The sequence below is a fragment of the Janthinobacterium sp. HH104 genome, assembly GCF_001758715.1.
Lineage (GTDB): Bacteria > Pseudomonadota > Gammaproteobacteria > Burkholderiales > Burkholderiaceae_D > Janthinobacterium > Janthinobacterium aestuarii.
The window spans coordinates 126,422-142,748 of record NZ_LRIB01000023.1 but is presented as its reverse complement, the minus strand read 5'-3'; the positions used below and the strand labels follow the sequence as shown (position 1 = coordinate 142,748).

Genomic DNA, 16,327 nt, shown 5'->3' with positions numbered 1-16,327 from the left:
CATCTTTTATCGGAGTTTGCCATGCCCATTGCCTTGCTCGCGCTGACCCTCAGCGCATTTGCCATCGGAACCACCGAGTTTGTCATCGTGGGGCTGTTGCCCACCATCGCCGCCGACCTGGGCGTGAACCTGCCGTCGGCCGGCTTGCTGGTCAGCCTGTATGCGCTGGGCGTTGCCGTCGGCGCACCCGTGCTGACTGCCCTGACGGGCAAGATCCCGCGCAAGACTTTGCTGTTGTCGCTGATGGTCTTGTTCACCCTGGGTAACTTGCTTGCGTGGAAGTCGCCCGGTTATGAAACCCTCGTCGTCGCCCGCATCCTGACGGGGCTGGCGCATGGCGTGTTCTTCTCGATCGGTTCGACCATCGCCACGTCATTGGTGCCGAAAGACAAGGCGGCCAGCGCGATTGCCATCATGTTTACGGGTTTGACCGTGGCCCTGGTGACGGGCGTGCCGCTGGGCACCTTCATCGGCCAGCATTTCGGCTGGCGCGAAACCTTCCTAGCCGTCTCGGCGCTGGGCCTGGTGGCGTTCATCGGCAGCCTGCTGTACGTGCCATCGAACATCGCCCACAGCAAACCGGCGTCCCTGCTGCAGCAAGTGCAGGTACTGGCCCAGCCGCGCCTGTTGCTGGTGTACGCCATGACGGCCATCGGCTATGGCGGCTCCTTCATCGCTTTTACCTATCTGGCGCCGATTTTGCAGCAAGTGTCGGGCTTCAGCGCCGGCGCCGTGGGCGTGGTGATGCTTGTGTATGGCGTGTCCGTGGCGTTCGGCAATATCTGGGGCGGCAAGCTGGCTGACAAGAAGGGCCCCGTCAGCGCCTTGAAACTGATCTTCTTGCTGCTGGCGTTTGTTTTGCTGCTGTTGACCTTCACGGCGCCGCATCCCGTGCTGGTCGTCATCACCGTGCTGCTGTGGGGCGCCGTGGCCTTCGGTAACGTGGCCGGGTTGCAAGTGTATGTCGTGCAGCAAGCGGAGCACTTCACGCCCCGCGCCGTCGACGTGGCGTCGGGCCTGAATATCGCCGCTTTCAACCTTGGTATCGCCGGCGGCGCCTGGGGCGGCGGCCTGATCGTCGAACACCTGGGCCTCGTGCACACGGGCTGGATCGGTGCGCTCGTCGTGCTCGGTGCGTTCGGCTTGACAGCCTTGAGCGGCCGGATGGACCGTTTGAGTCCCATACCTGTGCGTGCCGGCGGTGAAAAGTCGATCCATGCGGTGGGGCACTAGGCTAGCCTGATCTGCCAGCAAGTTTCTGGCAGAAAACACCGAAACGGGCGAGAATGACGTTTACTTTCCTCTTGCCCATATTTCCCATGTCCGATACAGCAATGTCACCGCTGCGCCTGCGCGCCGCCATCAATCCAAAACCGCTGGGCGTCGCGCTTGTGCTCATCGTGCTCGGCGCCTGGTATTTGGCGCAAACCGTCGGCGCCACGCTGTCCGCGCTGTATGTGGTGGGCGCCTTGCTCGGCATCACCCTGTATCACGCGGCCTTCGGTTTTACGTCCGCCTGGCGCGTCTTCATCGCCGATGGCCGCGGCGACGGCTTGCGCGCACAAATGCTGATGCTGGCCGTCGGCGTGGCGCTGTTCTTCCCCGCGCTGTCGGCCGGCACGCTGTTCGGCACGCCCGTCGCTGGCCTCGTTTCTCCCGCCGGTACCTCGGTGATCTTTGGCGCCTTCATCTTCGGCATCGGCATGCAGCTGGGCGGCGGTTGCGCGTCCGGCACCCTGTACACGGTGGGCGGGGGCAGCACGCGCATGCTCATCACCCTGGCCGCCTTCATCGTCGGCTCCGTGATCGGCACGGCGCACATGCCATTCTGGACGTCGCTGCCACAGCTCCAGCCCATTTCCCTCGTCACGACCCTGGGCCTGGTGCCCGCGCTGGCGCTGAACTGGATCGCCTTCGCGCTGATCGCCGGCATCACGGTGCTGGTGGAAAAGCGCCGCCATGGCAAGCTTGTCGCCACGCCCTTGCGCCCGGCACAGGCATCGCCCTGGCTGCACGGCCCGTGGCCGCTGGTGGCGGGCGCCGTTGCCCTCGTCGTGCTGAACTTTGCCACCCTGGCGCTGTCGGGCCGCCCTTGGGGCGTGACGTCCGCGTTCGCGCTGTGGGGCGCGAAAGCCGCGTCCGTGGTCGGCATCGACACGGCCAGCTGGGCTTACTGGTCGACCAAGGCCAACGCGGCTGCGCTGGCTGCGCCGCTGACGCAAGACAAGACGTCCGTGATGGACATCGGCATCGTGCTCGGTGCCATGCTGGCCGCCGCGCTGGCCGGCCGCTACGCGCCCGTGTGGCGCATCCCGCGCCGTTCGGTGATCGCCGCCGTCGTCGGCGGCTTGCTGCTCGGCTACGGCGCGCGCCTGGCCTACGGCTGCAACATCGGCGCTTACTTCAGCGGCATCATCTCTGGTAGCTTGCACGGCTGGCTGTGGCTGGTCTGCGCCTTTCTGGGCAACGTCGTCGGCACGCGCTTGCGTCCGTGGTTCGGTCTGGAAGTGGAGCGCGTGAAACGCAGCGGCTGCTGATGCCTGATTGACCGGGGGCATTGCTGTACGCTTTGTTGTATATTGCTGCCCCTGTTCCTTTTTGCCGCCAGCGCAACGCCCATGTCGCCCCTCATCCTGTTTGCCGTCGTCCTCGCATATTTCCTGATCTTGCTGTGTGTTGCGTGGCGCACGTCGCGCCATGCCACCAACGACAGTTTTTTCATCGGCAACAAGGACAGCAACTGGATGCTGGTGGCCTTCGGAATGGTGGGCACGACCTTGACGGGCGTGACCTTCATCAGTGTGCCCGGCGCCGTGGGCAGCAACGGTTTCGGCTACATCCAGCTGATGATCGGCTACGTACTGGGCTATCTGGCCATCACCTTCATCTTGTTGCCGCTGTACTACCGGCTGCAGCTGACCTCGATTTACCGCTACCTGGAATTGCGTCTGGGACGGCGCTCCTACCAGAGTGGGGCGGCGTTTTTCATCGTGTCGCGGTTGCTGGGCGCCACGGCGCGGCTGTATCTGGTGGTCAATATTCTGCAAGCGACCATCCTCGATAGCCTGGGCGTGCCGTTCTGGCTGACGTCGTGCGCCGTGCTGCTGCTGATCCTGCTGTACACGTATGAGGGCGGCGTCAAGACCATCGTCTGGACCGATACCCTGCAAACGGCGTGCATGCTGGCCGGTCTCGTCATCTGCAGCGTATTTTTATTGCGCGCAATGGACCTGTCCCTAGTCGACAGCCTCGAACGCATGCGCGCGCAGGGCCTCACGCGCATCTTCACCGTCGATCCGGACAGCCCCGCCTATGTCTGGAAGCACATCGTGGCCGGCATGTTCATCACGATCGCCATGACGGGCATGGACCAGGAGATGATGCAAAAGAATATCTCCGTGCGGACCTTGCGCGACTCGCAAAAGAATATGCTCAGCCTGACCGTGGTGCTGACGGGCGTGCTGCTGCTGTTCCTGTTCCTCGGCGGCTTGCTGCATCTGTACGCGCCGCTGGCCGGCGTGACGGCCACGGGCGACAAATTGTTCCCCGCCGTCGTGCTCGGGCATTTCCCTGCCGTCGTGCAGCTGATCTTCTTTATCGCCCTCATTTCCGCCCTGTTTCCCAGCGTGGACGGGGCGCTGACGGCGCTCACATCCACCTTCTGCATCGATATCCTCGGCGTGCAGAGGCGGGCGGACCTGAATCCGGCCGCGCAGATGCGCTGGCGCCGCCGTGTCCACCTGGGGTTTGCCGCGCTGTTCCTGATCCTGATCATGGCCTTCAAGTGGTTTGACGATCCCAGCATGATAGGCGTGATCCTCAAGCTGGCCAGTTATACCTATGGTCCGCTGCTGGGCCTGTTCGCCTTCGGCTTGCTGAGCCGGCGCGGCGTGCGCGACCGCTGGGTGCCGCTGGTGGCCGTGGCGGGGCCGCTGCTGTGTGCGCTGATCGAGCGGGAGCAGGCGCTGCTGTTCGAGCATTACCGCATCGGCCTGGAATTGCTGATCCTGAATGGCGCCCTGGTGCTGGGCGGCCTGTTCCTCATTTCGACGCCGCCAGGGCAGGCCATCAAAGGCGCGGCACACTTGTCAAAATAAGACGATTCAGCCCGTTTTCAGTTATATTGATTTCCTTTAGGTACACAACCTCACGGAGCATCAATGTCACTCAACCCCTTCCCGCCGCTGCGCCGCGGTTTTGGCGCATTCTGGCGCGCGCTCGACGCCACCCGCCGCGCGGTCATCAATCTGATCTTCCTGCTGATCGTCATCGCCATCCTGATCGCCATCTTCGGCGGCGGCGCCAAGCCCCTGGCGGAAAAGACCACCCTGGTGCTGGACTTGCAAGGCCCGCTCGTGGAGGAAACCCCGGGCGGCGTGCGCGAGGCCGTGCTGGCCAATGTCAGCGGCGAAGTCAAGAAGACGGTGCAGCTGCGCGATGTGCTGGCGGTGCTCGACACGGCGTCCAAGGACAAGGACATCGGCTCGATGGTGATCCTGCTCGATGAATTGCAGGGCGGCGGCCTTGCTTCGCTGCGCGAAGTGGCGGCAGGCGTGGAACGCTTCCGCGCCACGGGCAAGAAAGTCACGGCCTGGGGTTCGAGCTACAACCAGCGCCAGTACCTGGTGGCGGCCAAGGCCGACGAGGTATTCCTGCACCCGATGGGTGGCGTCATGCTGGAAGGCTTTGGCCGCTACCGCAATTACTACCGCGATGCGCTCGATAAAGTAGGCGTGACGGTCAACCTGCTGAAAGTGGGCACGTACAAAAGCGCGGCCGAGCCTTTCATCGCCAACGGCCCGTCCGAAGCGGCGGCCGAAGCGGACCGCTACCTGAACAACGGCCTGTGGACCACCTACACGACGGATGTGGAAAAGGCGCGCAAGCTGCCGGCCGGCGCCATCATGCAAACGATCGACAACTTGCCCGCCATGATGACGGCCGCCGGCGGCGACATTGCCAAGCTGTCGCTCGATGGCAAGCTGGTCGACGGTCTGAAAACGCGCGATGAACTGCGCCAGTTCATGATGGCGCGCGGCGCGAAGAACACGGAAGGCACGAACTTCCGCCAGGTGAACTACACCGATTACCTGGCGCGTCTGCGCCCCGTGCATGTCGGCGACGCCGTCGGCGTGGTCATCGCCTCCGGCGAAATCGGCGACGGCATCGCGCCACCGGGCGCCATCGGCGGCCTGTCCACCTCGCGCCTGATCCGCCAGGCACGCGAAGACAAATCGATCAAGGCCATCGTGCTGCGCGTCGATTCGCCGGGCGGCAGCGCCTTCGGCTCGGAACTGATCCGCCGCGAACTGGAACTGACGCGCGCCGCCGGCAAACCGGTGGTCGTCTCGATGGGCAACGTGGCCGCTTCGGGCGGCTACTGGATCAGCACCTCGGCCGATGAAGTGATCGCCGACGCGGCCACCATCACCGGTTCCATCGGCGTGTTCGCGATTCTGCCGACGGCCGACAAGGTGGTGGAAAAGCTGGGCATCCACACGGCCGGTTCGCCGACCACGTGGCTGGCCGACGCGGGCAACCCATTGCGCCCGCTCGACCCGCGTTTCGCGCAAGTGATCCAGGGTTCGATCAACCATGTGTATGGCGACTTCCTGAACCTGGCCGCCAAGGCGCGCAAGACGACGCCCGAGAAAATCAATGAGGTGGCGCAGGGCCGCGTCTGGACGGGCTTGCAGGCGAAAGAGCGTAACCTGGTCGACCGCATCGGCAGCTATGGCGATGCGCTGGCCTCGGCCGCCAAGCGCGCCAAGCTGGGCACCGATTACCGCGTGACCTACCTGGAGCAGGAAACCTCGAACGTGGACCGTTTGATCGGCATGTTCGGCTCCAAGGCCATGGCCTCGCTGGGCCTGGGCGAACACGTGAAGCTGGGCCTGGCCACGACCGGCTTGCCGGCCGATGCGGCGCTGGGCATGGCGCAGGACCTCTCCTGGCTGTCGGGCATCACGCGCGAACATAAACCGTTCATGGCCCTCACGCATTGCCTGTGCGAGGTGCCGTTAGGCGGCAAGTAATCGCAGTAGTGATATGACCTCAAGCCGGCTTCGCCCGGCTTGTTTTCCTTGAGGAGCAGACTATGCCAAGCGATATGAATGCAGACACCGACAACACGATCGCCATCCGTCCTTGCGCCAAGGGCGACGAGCAGGCGCTGGCGCTGGTGGGGCAGGCCACTTTTCTTGAAGCGTTCGCCGGCATCCTCGATGGCGCCGACGTCATCGCCCATTGCCAGCGCCAGCACGACGTGCAGTTGTACCGTGACTGGCTGGCGCTGCCGGCCATGCGCTTGTGGCTGGCCGAGGCCACGCCGGGCGGCGCGCCCGTCGGCTACCTGGTGCTCAGTCCCGCCGGCCTGCCGGTGGCCGACCCGCGCCCGAACGACCTGGAAATCAAGCGCATCTACCTGCTGCACCGCTTCCAGGGCCAGCGCGTGGGCCAGCGTTTGATGCAGGCGGCCGTGGAGCAGGCGCGCGCCAGCGGGGCGGGGAGGGTGCTGCTGGGCGTGTACGCGGAAAACCACGATGCGCTGGCCTTCTATGCGCGCTGCGGTTTTGCGCAGCTGGGCCGGCGCACCTTCCGCGTGGGCCGCACCGACTACCAGGACGTCATCCTCGGCATGAGCTTGTAAATCCGCGTAAAGAATCGGCGCCGCCTGTCGCCGCCCGAGCACCCGCGTGGCGCCAGGTCAAGCCGGCTGGCCGGAGATTTGTAGCGAGTTTGTATCTGCATGCGAGTCGCCCGCGCCACGTGTTCGCCAGGGCGCGGCGCCCCGCAAGCCTGATTTTTCCACCGTTCCCCCACAGTGGCGGCCCGCCTGCCGGCCCGCCGGATCCTCCCATGCCTGTCAGGCTGTGTGTAATTGTTTCAGGTAGAAATGAAACAGTTACATGACTATGCTAGAGTCGTTTCACGCTAGGGAGCGATGTTTTTTCAGCTGATTTTCAGCTCTTGACTCCCCCGGCTTTTACCGAAACAACCCCGAAAAACGGTCGTCCTGCCTGAGTGTGTTCCACCTCGGCCGGCGCCACAGACTCGCCGTGCCAGCGGCCTAGACAAGGATAAGCGATGGATTCGCAGACAACACCCAACACCCCACGGCGCAGCCGCCGTTCGAAAATCGTCGGCACGGTCATCGCGCTGGCCGTGATGGCGGCGCTGGGGGGCGGTGCCTGGTACCTGACCCATTCGGGCACCAGCGCCCAGGGCGGCCCAGGCATGGGCGCTGGCGGTCCTGGCGGGCCAGGTGGCCCGGGCGGGCGCCGCGGCGGCCCTTCGACCACTGTGGGCGTGGCCACGGCCGTCAAATCCGACCTGCCCGTGGTGCTCGATGCGCTGGGCACGGTGACGGCTGCGTCCACCGTGACGGTGCGCCCGCAAGTGTCGGGCATTTTGAAGGAATTGAAATTCAAGGAAGGCGGCATGGTCAAGGCGGGCCAGGTGGTGGCGCAGATCGACCCGGCACAATTCGAGATGGCGCTGATGCAGGCCACGGGCCAGCGCCAGCGCGATGAAGCGCAATTGGAAAACGCGCGCCTGACCCTGAAACGCTATCAGACTTTGCTGGGCCAGGATTCCATCGCGCGCCAGGACGTCGACACGCAAGCCGCCCTGGTCAAGCAGCTGGAAGGCACTGTGATGACGGACCGCGCGTCCGAAGGCACGGCCAGGCTGAACCTCGGCTACACCAAGGTGGTGTCGCCGATCAGCGGCCGCGCGGGCCTGAAGGTGGTCGATATCGGCAATTTGGTCAGCACCAGCGACACGGGCGGCGTGGTGGTGGTGACGCAGCTCTCGCCCATCGACGTGGAATTCTCCGTGCCGCAGGATAAAGTGCAGACTATCCAGGAGCGCCTGAATGGCGGTTCGGCCCTGGCGGCGCTGGCGCTGGACCGCACGCGCACGCATACCCTGGACAAGGGCAGCTTGACGGCGCTAGACAACCAGGTCGACGTGCAGACGGGCACCGTGCGCGCCAAGGCCCGCTACACGAATGACAAGATGGCGCTGTTCCCCAGCCAGTTCGTCAACGTGCGCCTGGAACTGGGCAACATCACGGGCGCCGTGCTGGTGCCCGTGACGGCCCTGCGTCACAGTAACAACGGCGACTTCGTCTATGTGCTCAAAGCGGATAAAACCGTCACCGTGCGCATGGTCACGCGGGGCCAGGCGACCACCGACATGGTGGAAATCCGCGCCGGCCTGGAAGCGGGAGAGCAAGTCATCACGGAAGGCGCAGACCGCCTGAAGGAAGGCGCGAAAGTCACCTTGGCGGGCGACAAGCCGGCCATGGGCGGCGCCGGTGGAGCGGGAGCGAATGGCGAACGCCGCCACCGCCGCCAGCACGCTGACGGCGCGGCCAGCGCACCGGCTGCATCGGCTGCTGCACCGGCGCCGGCGACCGCTCCCACTCCCGCTAAGGGCGCAGCGCAATGAGTCCATCGACGCCATTCATCAAGCGCCCCGTCGCCACGGCGCTGCTGATGCTGGCCATCGTGCTGGCGGGGCTGGTCGGCTTCAAGTTCCTGCCGCTGGCCGCCTTGCCGCAGGTGGACTTCCCCACCATCCAGGTGCAGACCCTGTATCCGGGAGCCAGTCCCGAAGTCATGGGGCAGACGGTGACGGCGCCGCTGGAGCGCCAGTTCGGGCAGATGTCGGGCTTGCAGCGCATGAGTTCCACCAGCGCGGCCGGCGTGTCCATCATCACCCTGCAATTCACCCTGGGCCAGACCCTGGACGTGGCCGAGCAGGAAGTGCAGGCGGCCATCAACGCGGGCGGCTCCCTGCTGCCGACCGACTTGCCGGCGCCGCCCGTGTACGCGAAGATCAACCCGGCCGACGCGCCCGTGCTGACCCTGGCCATCACGTCGGACACGATGCCGCTGACGCAGGTGCAGAACATCGTCAATACGCGCCTGGCGCTCAAGATCAGCCAGGTCAACGGCGTGGGCCTCGTCTCGCTGTCGGGCGGCCAGCGTCCCGCCGTGCGCATCCAGGGTGACACCAAGTTGCTGGCGTCGTACGGCCTGGGCCTCGACAGCCTGCGCACGGCCATCGCGGCGGCCAACGTCAATAGCGCCAAGGGCAGTTTCGACGGTCCCACGCGTTCATTCACCATCAACGCCAACGACCAGCTGGTGACGGCGGAAGACTACAAGCGCCTGATCATCACCTATAAAAACGGCGCGCCCGTGCGCCTGTCCGACGTGGCCAATGTTGTCGACAGCGCGGAAAACACGCGCCTGGGCGCCTGGTCGGGCAAGCAGCCGGCCATCATCCTGAACGTGCAGCGCCAGCCCGGCGCCAACGTCATCAAGACGGTCGACGCCATCAAGGCCTTGCTGCCCGACCTGCAGGCCAGCCTGCCGGCGGCCATGAAGCTCGACGTGCTGAGCGACCGCACGACGGGCATCCGCGCCTCGGTCGAACACGTGGAAATGGAACTGCTGTTGTCCGTGCTGCTGGTGGTGCTGGTGATCTTCGCCTTTTTGCACAGCATGCGCGCCACGGTGATCGCCAGCCTGTCCGTGCCGATCTCGCTGATCGGCGCCTGCGGCGTCATGTATCTGCTCGGTTACAGCCTGAACAACCTGTCCTTGATGGCGCTGACCATCGCCACGGGCTTTGTCGTCGATGACGCCATCGTCATGATCGAAAACATCGCCCGCTACATCGAGGAGGGCGAAACGCCGATGGCCGCCGCCCTGAAGGGCGCGTCGCAGATCGGCTTTACCATCATCTCGCTGACGGTGTCATTGATCGCCGTGCTGATTCCCTTGCTGTTCATGGGTGACGTGGTGGGCCGCTTGTTCCGCGAATTTGCCATGACCCTGGCCATCACGATCCTGATTTCCGCCGTGGTCTCGCTGACCCTGGTGCCGATGATGTCGGCGCGCTGGCTGAAAAGCCACGCCGATGAAAAAATCAGCGCCACGGGCCAGCGCATCCAGGCTTTCCTCGACCGTGTGATCGTGCAGTACGACCATGCGCTCGTGTGGGTGCTGAAACGCCAGGGATTGACCCTGCTCGTCGCCCTGGCCACCCTGGTGCTGACCGTCATCCTGTATATCACCATCCCGAAAGGCCTTTTCCCCACGCAGGACACGGGGCAGCTGCAGGCGCGCATCGAAACCTCGCAAGCCGTCTCGTACGAACGCATGGCCACCTTGCAGCAGGCGGCCGCCAGCGCGCTGCTGGAAGACCCCGCTGTCGATACCCTGAGTTCCCTCGTCGGCGTCGATGCGGCCAACAACACCATGCTGCACACGGGCAGCATGCTGATCAACCTGAAGCGTCCGCGCAGCGGCAGCCAGGACGAGGTCATGGAGCGTTTGCGCAACCGCGTGGCCAAGGTGGCCGGCGTGACCCTTTATCTGCAGCCGACGCAGGATCTGACCATCGATGCGGAATCGGGCCCGACGCAGTACCGCGTCTCGCTCGAAGGGGCCGACACGGCCACCGTCACCGAGTGGGCCGGCAAGCTGGCTGCGCGCATGCGTGAAAAATCGCAGCTGCGCAACGTCGTCACGGATGCGGGCGCCACGGGCGCCGCCGTCACCGTGGCGATCGACCGCGACAGCGCCGCGCGCATGTCCGTGACCACGGCCACCGTCGACGACGCGCTGTACAACGCCTTCGGCCAGCGCATCATTTCGACGATTTTCACGGAAACCAACCAGTACCGCGTGATCCTCGAAGCACAGCCGGGCATCGTCACCACGCCGTCCGATCTGTCGGACCTGCAGGTGCGCACGGGTTCCGGCAAGTCGACGCCGCTGTCCGCCTTTGCCAGCGTCAGCGAAAAACAGGCGCCGCTGCAAATCACGCACGTGGCGCAATACCCTGCCACGACCCTCGGCTTCGACACGACGCAGGGCGTGGCGCTGGGCAGCGCCGTCGACGCCATCCGCCAGGCCGCCAAGGACATCGCCTTGCCGCCATCGGTGACATTGACTTTCCTCGGCGCGGCCGGCGCGTATGAAAACTCGCTGTCGAATCAGCTGTGGCTCATTCTGGCCGCCGTCGTCTGCGTGTATATCGTGCTCGGCGTGCTGTACGAAAGCTACATCCACCCGCTGACGATTCTGTCGACCCTGCCGTCGGCCGGCGTGGGCGCCTTGCTGGCGCTGATGATCTCGGGGCAGGACCTGGGCGTGATCGGCATCATCGGCATCATCCTGCTGATCGGCATCGTCAAGAAGAACGCCATCATGATGATCGACTTCGCCATCGAGGCCGAACGCGACGAGGGCAAGAGCCCGCAGGAAGCCATCCACCAGGCGGCGCTGCTGCGCTTCCGTCCCATCCTGATGACGACCCTGGCGGCGCTGTTTGCGGCCGTGCCGCTGATGCTGGGCTGGGGCGAGGGCGCCGAGTTGCGCCGTCCGCTGGGCCTGGCCATCTTCGGCGGCCTGATCGTCAGCCAGGTGCTGACGCTGTTTACCACGCCCGTCATCTACCTGGGCTTCGACCGCCTGGGCCAGCGCTTCGCCTCCAGAACGCGGGGCGTCAACCTGGACAAGCCGGCCGATAACGCGGGGAGCGCCGCGTGAACCTGTCCGAACCGTTCGTCAAGCGTCCGATCGCCACCGTGCTGCTGACCATCGGCATCGCGCTGGCCGGTGTCGGCGCCTTCTTCGTGCTGCCCGTCTCGCCGCTGCCGCAGGTCGATTATCCGACCATTTCCGTCAGCGCCAGCCTGCCCGGCGCCAGCCCCGCGACCATGGCCACGTCGGTGGCCACGCCGCTGGAACGGCGCCTCGGTGTGATCTCGGGCGTGAACGAGATGACGTCGTCGTCGGGCACGGGCTCGGCGCGCATCAACCTGCAGTTCGACCTGAACCGCAAGATCGATTCGGCCGCGCGCGAAGTGCAGGCGGCGATTGCCGCCGCGCGCGTGGACTTGCCGGCCACCTTGCGCAGCAACCCCACCTACCGCAAGGCCAATCCGTCCGACGCGCCCGTGATCATCCTGGCGCTGACGTCGAAAACGCGCACGCCAGGCCAGATCTACGATGCTGTGTCGAATCTGGTGCAGCAGAAGGTGGCGCAAGTGAAGGGCGTGGGCGACGTGGAACTGGGCGGCGGCTCGCTGCCGGCCGTGCGCGTGGAACTGCTGCCATACCAGCTCAATCACTACAGCGTGTCGATGGAAGACGTGCGCGCGGCCATCCAGGCCAGCAACGCCAACCGGCCCAAGGGCGCCATTTCCGGCGACGAGCGCAGTCTGCAGATCTATTCGGGCGCGGCGACGGCTTCGGGCGGGCGCAGCGCGGCCGATTACCGCAGCCTGGTCGTGGCCTGGCGCGACGGCGCCGCCATCCGCCTCGACGACGTGGCCGAAGTGGTCGACGGCGTGGAGAACAACAATACCCTGGGCCTGTTCAACGGCGACCCGGCCGTCATCGTGCTGATCACGCGCCAGCCGGGTGCCAACGTCATCGCCACGGTCGACGGCGTGCGCGCGCTGCTGCCGCAACTGCAGGCGCAGCTGCCGGGTGACATCAAGCTGCAGGTGGCGTCCGACAGCACCAATTCCATCCGCTCGTCCCTGCACGAGATCGAGTTCACCCTGATCCTGTCCATCGTGCTCGTCGTGCTGGTGGTCAGCGCCTTTTTGCGCAGCGTGCGCGCCACCATCATCCCGGCTGTCGCTACCATCGTCTCGCTCTTGGGCACCTTCGGCGTGATGTACATGCTGGGCTTCAGCCTGAACAACCTGTCGCTGATGGCGCTGACGGTGGCCACGGGCTTTGTCGTCGACGACGCCATCGTGGTGCTGGAAAACACGCAGCGCCACATCGAGGCGGGCATGGACCGCTTCAAGGCGGCCCTGCTGGGCGCGCGCGAAGTGGGTTTTACCGTGCTGTCGATCAGCCTGTCCTTGGTCGCCGTCTTCATCCCGCTGCTGTTCATGGGTGGGCAGGTGGGACGGCTGTTCCGCGAATTCGCCGTGACCCTGTCGGCCGCCGTCATGATTTCGCTGGTCATCTCGCTGACCACCACGCCGATGATGTGCGCCTGGCTGCTGAAAAGCGGCGAGCAGCACAAGCCGCCTGGCCTTGTCGCGCGCTGGTTCGAACGCGGTTTCGAGCGCATGCTGAAAGTCTACGAGCACTGCCTGGACTGGGCTTTGTCCAGCGCCGCGCTCGTGATGACCATCCTCGTGTTCGTCGTCGGCCTGAACGTGTACCTGTTCGCGGCCGCGCCCAAGGGCTTCTTCCCGCAGCAGGATACGGGCCAGATCAATGGCGGCATGCGCGCCGACCAGAGCATCTCGTTCCAGGCCATGCAAAGTAAATTGCGCCAGCTGGTCGACATCATCAAGGACGATCCGGCAGTCGCCACCGTTGTCGGGTTTACGGGCGGCGGACGGGCGGGGGGCGGCTTCATGTTCATCGACCTGAAACCGGCCTCGCAGCGCACGGACAAGGGCCAGGCCGTGATCGCGCGATTGCGTCCGCAACTGGCCAAGGTGACGGGCATTTCGCTGTTCCTCAATCCCGTGCAGGATCTGCGCATGGGCGGGCGCTCCAGCAATTCAACCTACCAGTACACCCTGATCAGCGACAACCAGGCGGACCTCAAAAAATGGGCGGCGAAGCTGGCCGACCAGATGAAGCTGCAGCCGGCTCTGATCGACGTCGACACGGACCAGGCGGAAAACGGCGTGGAAACGTTTGTCAGCATCGACAAGGACCGTGCCACGCAGCTGGGCGTGCAGGTGCGCGACATCGACAATGCGTTGTACAACAGCTTCGGCCAGCGCCAGGTGGCGACCATCTACGATGAGCTGAACCAGTACCACGTGATCATGGAAGTGGCGCCGCGCTATGCGCAAAGCCCGGAAGCGCTGCGCTCCGTGTACGTGCCGGCGTCGAACGCGGCGGCCGTCGCCGCCACCGGCACGACGGCGACGACGACCACCAGCGTTGCCACGACGGCGTCCAACACGACGGCCGCGCGCGACCCGTCCAGCGGCTCGGCCCTGTCCACGACCCTGGCGCACATGGTGCCGCTGTCCTCGTTCAGCAGCTTTGCCGAAAGCTCGACGGCCACGTCGATCAACCACCAGGGCGGCGAACTGGCCACCACCGTGTCATTCAACCTGGCCGAGGGCTATCCGCTCAGCGACGGGCAGGCCGCCGTGGCCCAGGCGGAGTCGGAAATCGGCATGCCCGTGAATGTGCGCGGCAGCTTCCAGGGTTCGGCCAAGAGCGCGCAGGACAGCAACAAGGAGCAGCCGCTGTTGATCCTGGCGGCCATCGTGGTGATCTACATCGTGCTGGGCATCCTGTACGAAAGCCTGATCCACCCGGTCACCGTGCTGTCGACTTTGCCGTCGGCAGGCGTGGGCGCCGTGCTGGCATTGCTGCTGTTCCGCATGGAGTTTTCCATCATCGCCCTGATCGGCGTGTTCCTGTTGATCGGTATCGTGAAGAAAAATGCTATATTGATCATCGACTTCGCGCTGGAGGCCGAGCGTTCGCGCGGCTTGAGTGCGGTGGAGGCGGTGCGCGAGGCATGTTTGCTGCGTTTCCGCCCCATTCTGATGACCACCCTCGCGGCGGCGCTTGGCGCCTTGCCGCTGGCGATCGGTTTCGGCGAGGGGTCGGAGCTACGCCAGCCCTTGGGGGTCGCCATCATCGGCGGCCTGATTGCCAGCCAGTTACTCACATTGCTGACCACCCCGGTGGTCTACATCCTGCTCGACAAACTGCGCACGCGCAGCGCCGACGAGCAGCAATTGAGCCGCATTCCTGGGCCAGATAACCCGAGCACACAATCATGAAGCAAGTAAAACCTATTCTATCCGCCGTCCCCGCACGCCACTTGCCGGCATTGGCCGCCGCTACCGCTTTCCTGCTGCTGGCCGGCTGCGCCGTCAGCCCCACGTATGAAACGCCGACGGCCGCCGCGCCGCAAACGTTCAAGGAGGCGGCCGGCTGGCAGCCTGCCGTGCCGGCCGATACCCTGGAACGGGGTCCGTGGTGGACCCTGTTCGGCGACGCGCAGCTGAACCAGCTGGCCGAGGGCATCGACATATCGAACCAGAACGTGGCGGCCGCCATCGCCTCCTACGAGCAGGCGCGCGCGCTGGTGCGCGAACAGCGCGCCTCGCTGTTCCCCACCGTGAACCTGACGGGCAGCGGCGCCCGCTCTGGTGGCGGGGGCGAGCAGCAGACGAACAACAACTTCAAGGCGGCCATCGGCGCGTCGTGGGAGCCGGATATCTGGGGCCGCTTGCGTGCGGGCGTGACGGGCGCGGACGCGAGCGCGGCCGCCAGCGCGGCCGACCTGGCCGCGGCGCGCCTGTCGGCGCAGGGCGAACTGGCCACCAATTATTTTTCGCTGCGCCAGAGCGATGCGCAGATCGCGCTGCTCAATGCCACCATCGACGGCTACAAGCGCGTGCTCGAGATCACCAGCAACCGCTTCAACTCGGGCATCGCCGCCAAGTCCGACCTGCTGCAGGCGCAGACGCAGCTGGCCAATGCGCAGATCGATTTGTCGAGCCAGACGCGTGCGCGCGCCCAGCTCGAACACGCGATCGCCATCCTGCTGGGCAAGGCCCCATCGGACTTCAGCCTGGCCGTGGCGCCGTGGACCCTGACCGTGCCCGAGGTGCCGCTGGGCGTGCCATCGACCCTGCTGCAGCGCCGTCCCGACATCGCGGCCGCCGAGCGCCGGGTGGCCGTGGCCAACGAGCAGATCGGCATCGCCCGCTCGGCCTACTATCCGAGCCTGAACCTGACGGGTTCCTACGGTTCCGGCGCCAGCCGTGTGGGCGACCTGTTCAATGCATCGTCGAGCCTGTGGTCCTTGGGCGTGTCGGCCGCGCAAACGCTGTTCAACGCGGGCGCCACGACGGCCAGCGTGGACGCGGCGAAGGCGGGGCATGAGGCGGCCGTAGCGCGCTACCGCCAGACGGTATTGAGTGCCTTTGGCGCCGTGGAAGACCAGTTGTCGGCCACGCGCGCGCTGGCCGAACAGCTGGCCTTGCGCCAGCAGGCGTCGTCCGCCGCCGACCAGGTCGAGCAGCAGATGCTGAACCGCTACAACGCGGGCCAGGTAGGCTATACGGACGTGGTGACGGCGCAAGTGACGGCCCTGTCGGCGCGCCGCTCACTGGTGCAGGCGCAGGCGGACCGCCAGACCACGGCCGTGGCCCTGATCCAGTCGCTGGGCGGCGGTTGGCACGTGCCATAGGTGCAGTAGAGGAAAGGGCAGGCTGGCGCAGGGTAGAAAAACCTGCGCCAAATTCGCGTTTTCATGCGCGCCTTGAGTGCTAGAATGCAAGATTATCAAT

Annotated in this window: 9 protein-coding genes; all 9 read left to right on the top strand. The window is 65.4% G+C overall.

Annotated elements, in window-relative coordinates; genetic code table 11:
* Nucleotides 1-21 precede the first annotated feature (21 nt).
* The 9 genes from JAB6_RS07820 to JAB6_RS07780 all read left to right on the top strand — a co-directional run bounded on the left by JAB6_RS07820 (nt 22) and on the right by JAB6_RS07780 (nt 16,227).
* Nucleotides 22-1,233, top strand: a complete 1,212-nt coding sequence (locus tag JAB6_RS07820; protein ID WP_070302141.1) for an MFS transporter — start codon at nt 22-24, stop codon at nt 1,231-1,233.
* 86 nt (nt 1,234-1,319) lie between these two features.
* Complete coding sequence (locus tag JAB6_RS07815; RefSeq protein ID WP_070302312.1) at nt 1,320-2,537, top strand: YeeE/YedE family protein; 1,218 nt, start codon at nt 1,320-1,322, stop codon at nt 2,535-2,537.
* Between the two features lie 81 nt (nt 2,538-2,618).
* Nucleotides 2,619-4,097: a sodium:solute symporter gene (locus JAB6_RS07810; protein WP_070302310.1), complete on the top strand. Its 1,479-nt coding sequence runs from the start codon at nt 2,619-2,621 to the stop codon at nt 4,095-4,097.
* 63 nt (nt 4,098-4,160) lie between these two features.
* Nucleotides 4,161-6,035, top strand: coding sequence for a signal peptide peptidase SppA (gene sppA / locus JAB6_RS07805; RefSeq protein WP_070302140.1), 1,875 nt, complete (start codon nt 4,161-4,163; stop codon nt 6,033-6,035).
* A 74-nt stretch (nt 6,036-6,109) separates the two neighbouring features.
* Nucleotides 6,110-6,649 carry a GNAT family N-acetyltransferase gene (locus JAB6_RS07800; RefSeq protein WP_034750266.1) on the top strand — a complete coding sequence of 180 codons (540 nt, stop codon included), beginning with the start codon at nt 6,110-6,112 and terminating at the stop codon, nt 6,647-6,649.
* A 437-nt stretch (nt 6,650-7,086) separates the two neighbouring features.
* On the top strand, nt 7,087-8,454 hold the full coding sequence (locus JAB6_RS07795) for an efflux RND transporter periplasmic adaptor subunit (protein WP_070302138.1): 1,368 nt from the start codon (nt 7,087-7,089) through the stop codon (nt 8,452-8,454).
* Complete coding sequence (locus tag JAB6_RS07790; RefSeq protein WP_070302136.1) at nt 8,451-11,570, top strand: efflux RND transporter permease subunit; 3,120 nt, start codon at nt 8,451-8,453, stop codon at nt 11,568-11,570. Before JAB6_RS07795 ends, JAB6_RS07790 begins: the two co-directional genes overlap by 4 nt.
* Complete coding sequence (locus JAB6_RS07785) at nt 11,567-14,809, top strand: efflux RND transporter permease subunit (RefSeq protein WP_070302134.1); 3,243 nt, start codon at nt 11,567-11,569, stop codon at nt 14,807-14,809. Before JAB6_RS07790 ends, JAB6_RS07785 begins: the two co-directional genes overlap by 4 nt.
* Nucleotides 14,806-16,227: an efflux transporter outer membrane subunit gene (locus JAB6_RS07780; protein ID WP_070302133.1), complete on the top strand. Its 1,422-nt coding sequence runs from the start codon at nt 14,806-14,808 to the stop codon at nt 16,225-16,227. The genes JAB6_RS07785 and JAB6_RS07780 overlap by 4 nt, the downstream gene beginning before the upstream one ends.
* Nucleotides 16,228-16,327 lie beyond the last annotated feature (100 nt).

Bases quoted from the DNA above. Each gene is read 5' to 3' on its own strand.
- JAB6_RS07820 (WP_070302141.1), top strand. From the start codon at position 22: ATGCCCATTGCCTTGCTCGCGCTGACCCTCAGCGCATTTGCCATCGGA.
- JAB6_RS07815 (WP_070302312.1), top strand. From the start codon at position 1,320: ATGTCCGATACAGCAATGTCACCGCTGCGCCTGCGCGCCGCCATCAAT.
- JAB6_RS07810 (WP_070302310.1), top strand. From the start codon at position 2,619: ATGTCGCCCCTCATCCTGTTTGCCGTCGTCCTCGCATATTTCCTGATC.
- sppA (WP_070302140.1), top strand. From the start codon at position 4,161: ATGTCACTCAACCCCTTCCCGCCGCTGCGCCGCGGTTTTGGCGCATTC.
- JAB6_RS07800 (WP_034750266.1), top strand. From the start codon at position 6,110: ATGAATGCAGACACCGACAACACGATCGCCATCCGTCCTTGCGCCAAG.
- JAB6_RS07795 (WP_070302138.1), top strand. From the start codon at position 7,087: ATGGATTCGCAGACAACACCCAACACCCCACGGCGCAGCCGCCGTTCG.
- JAB6_RS07790 (WP_070302136.1), top strand. From the start codon at position 8,451: ATGAGTCCATCGACGCCATTCATCAAGCGCCCCGTCGCCACGGCGCTG.
- JAB6_RS07780 (WP_070302133.1), top strand. From the start codon at position 14,806: ATGAAGCAAGTAAAACCTATTCTATCCGCCGTCCCCGCACGCCACTTG.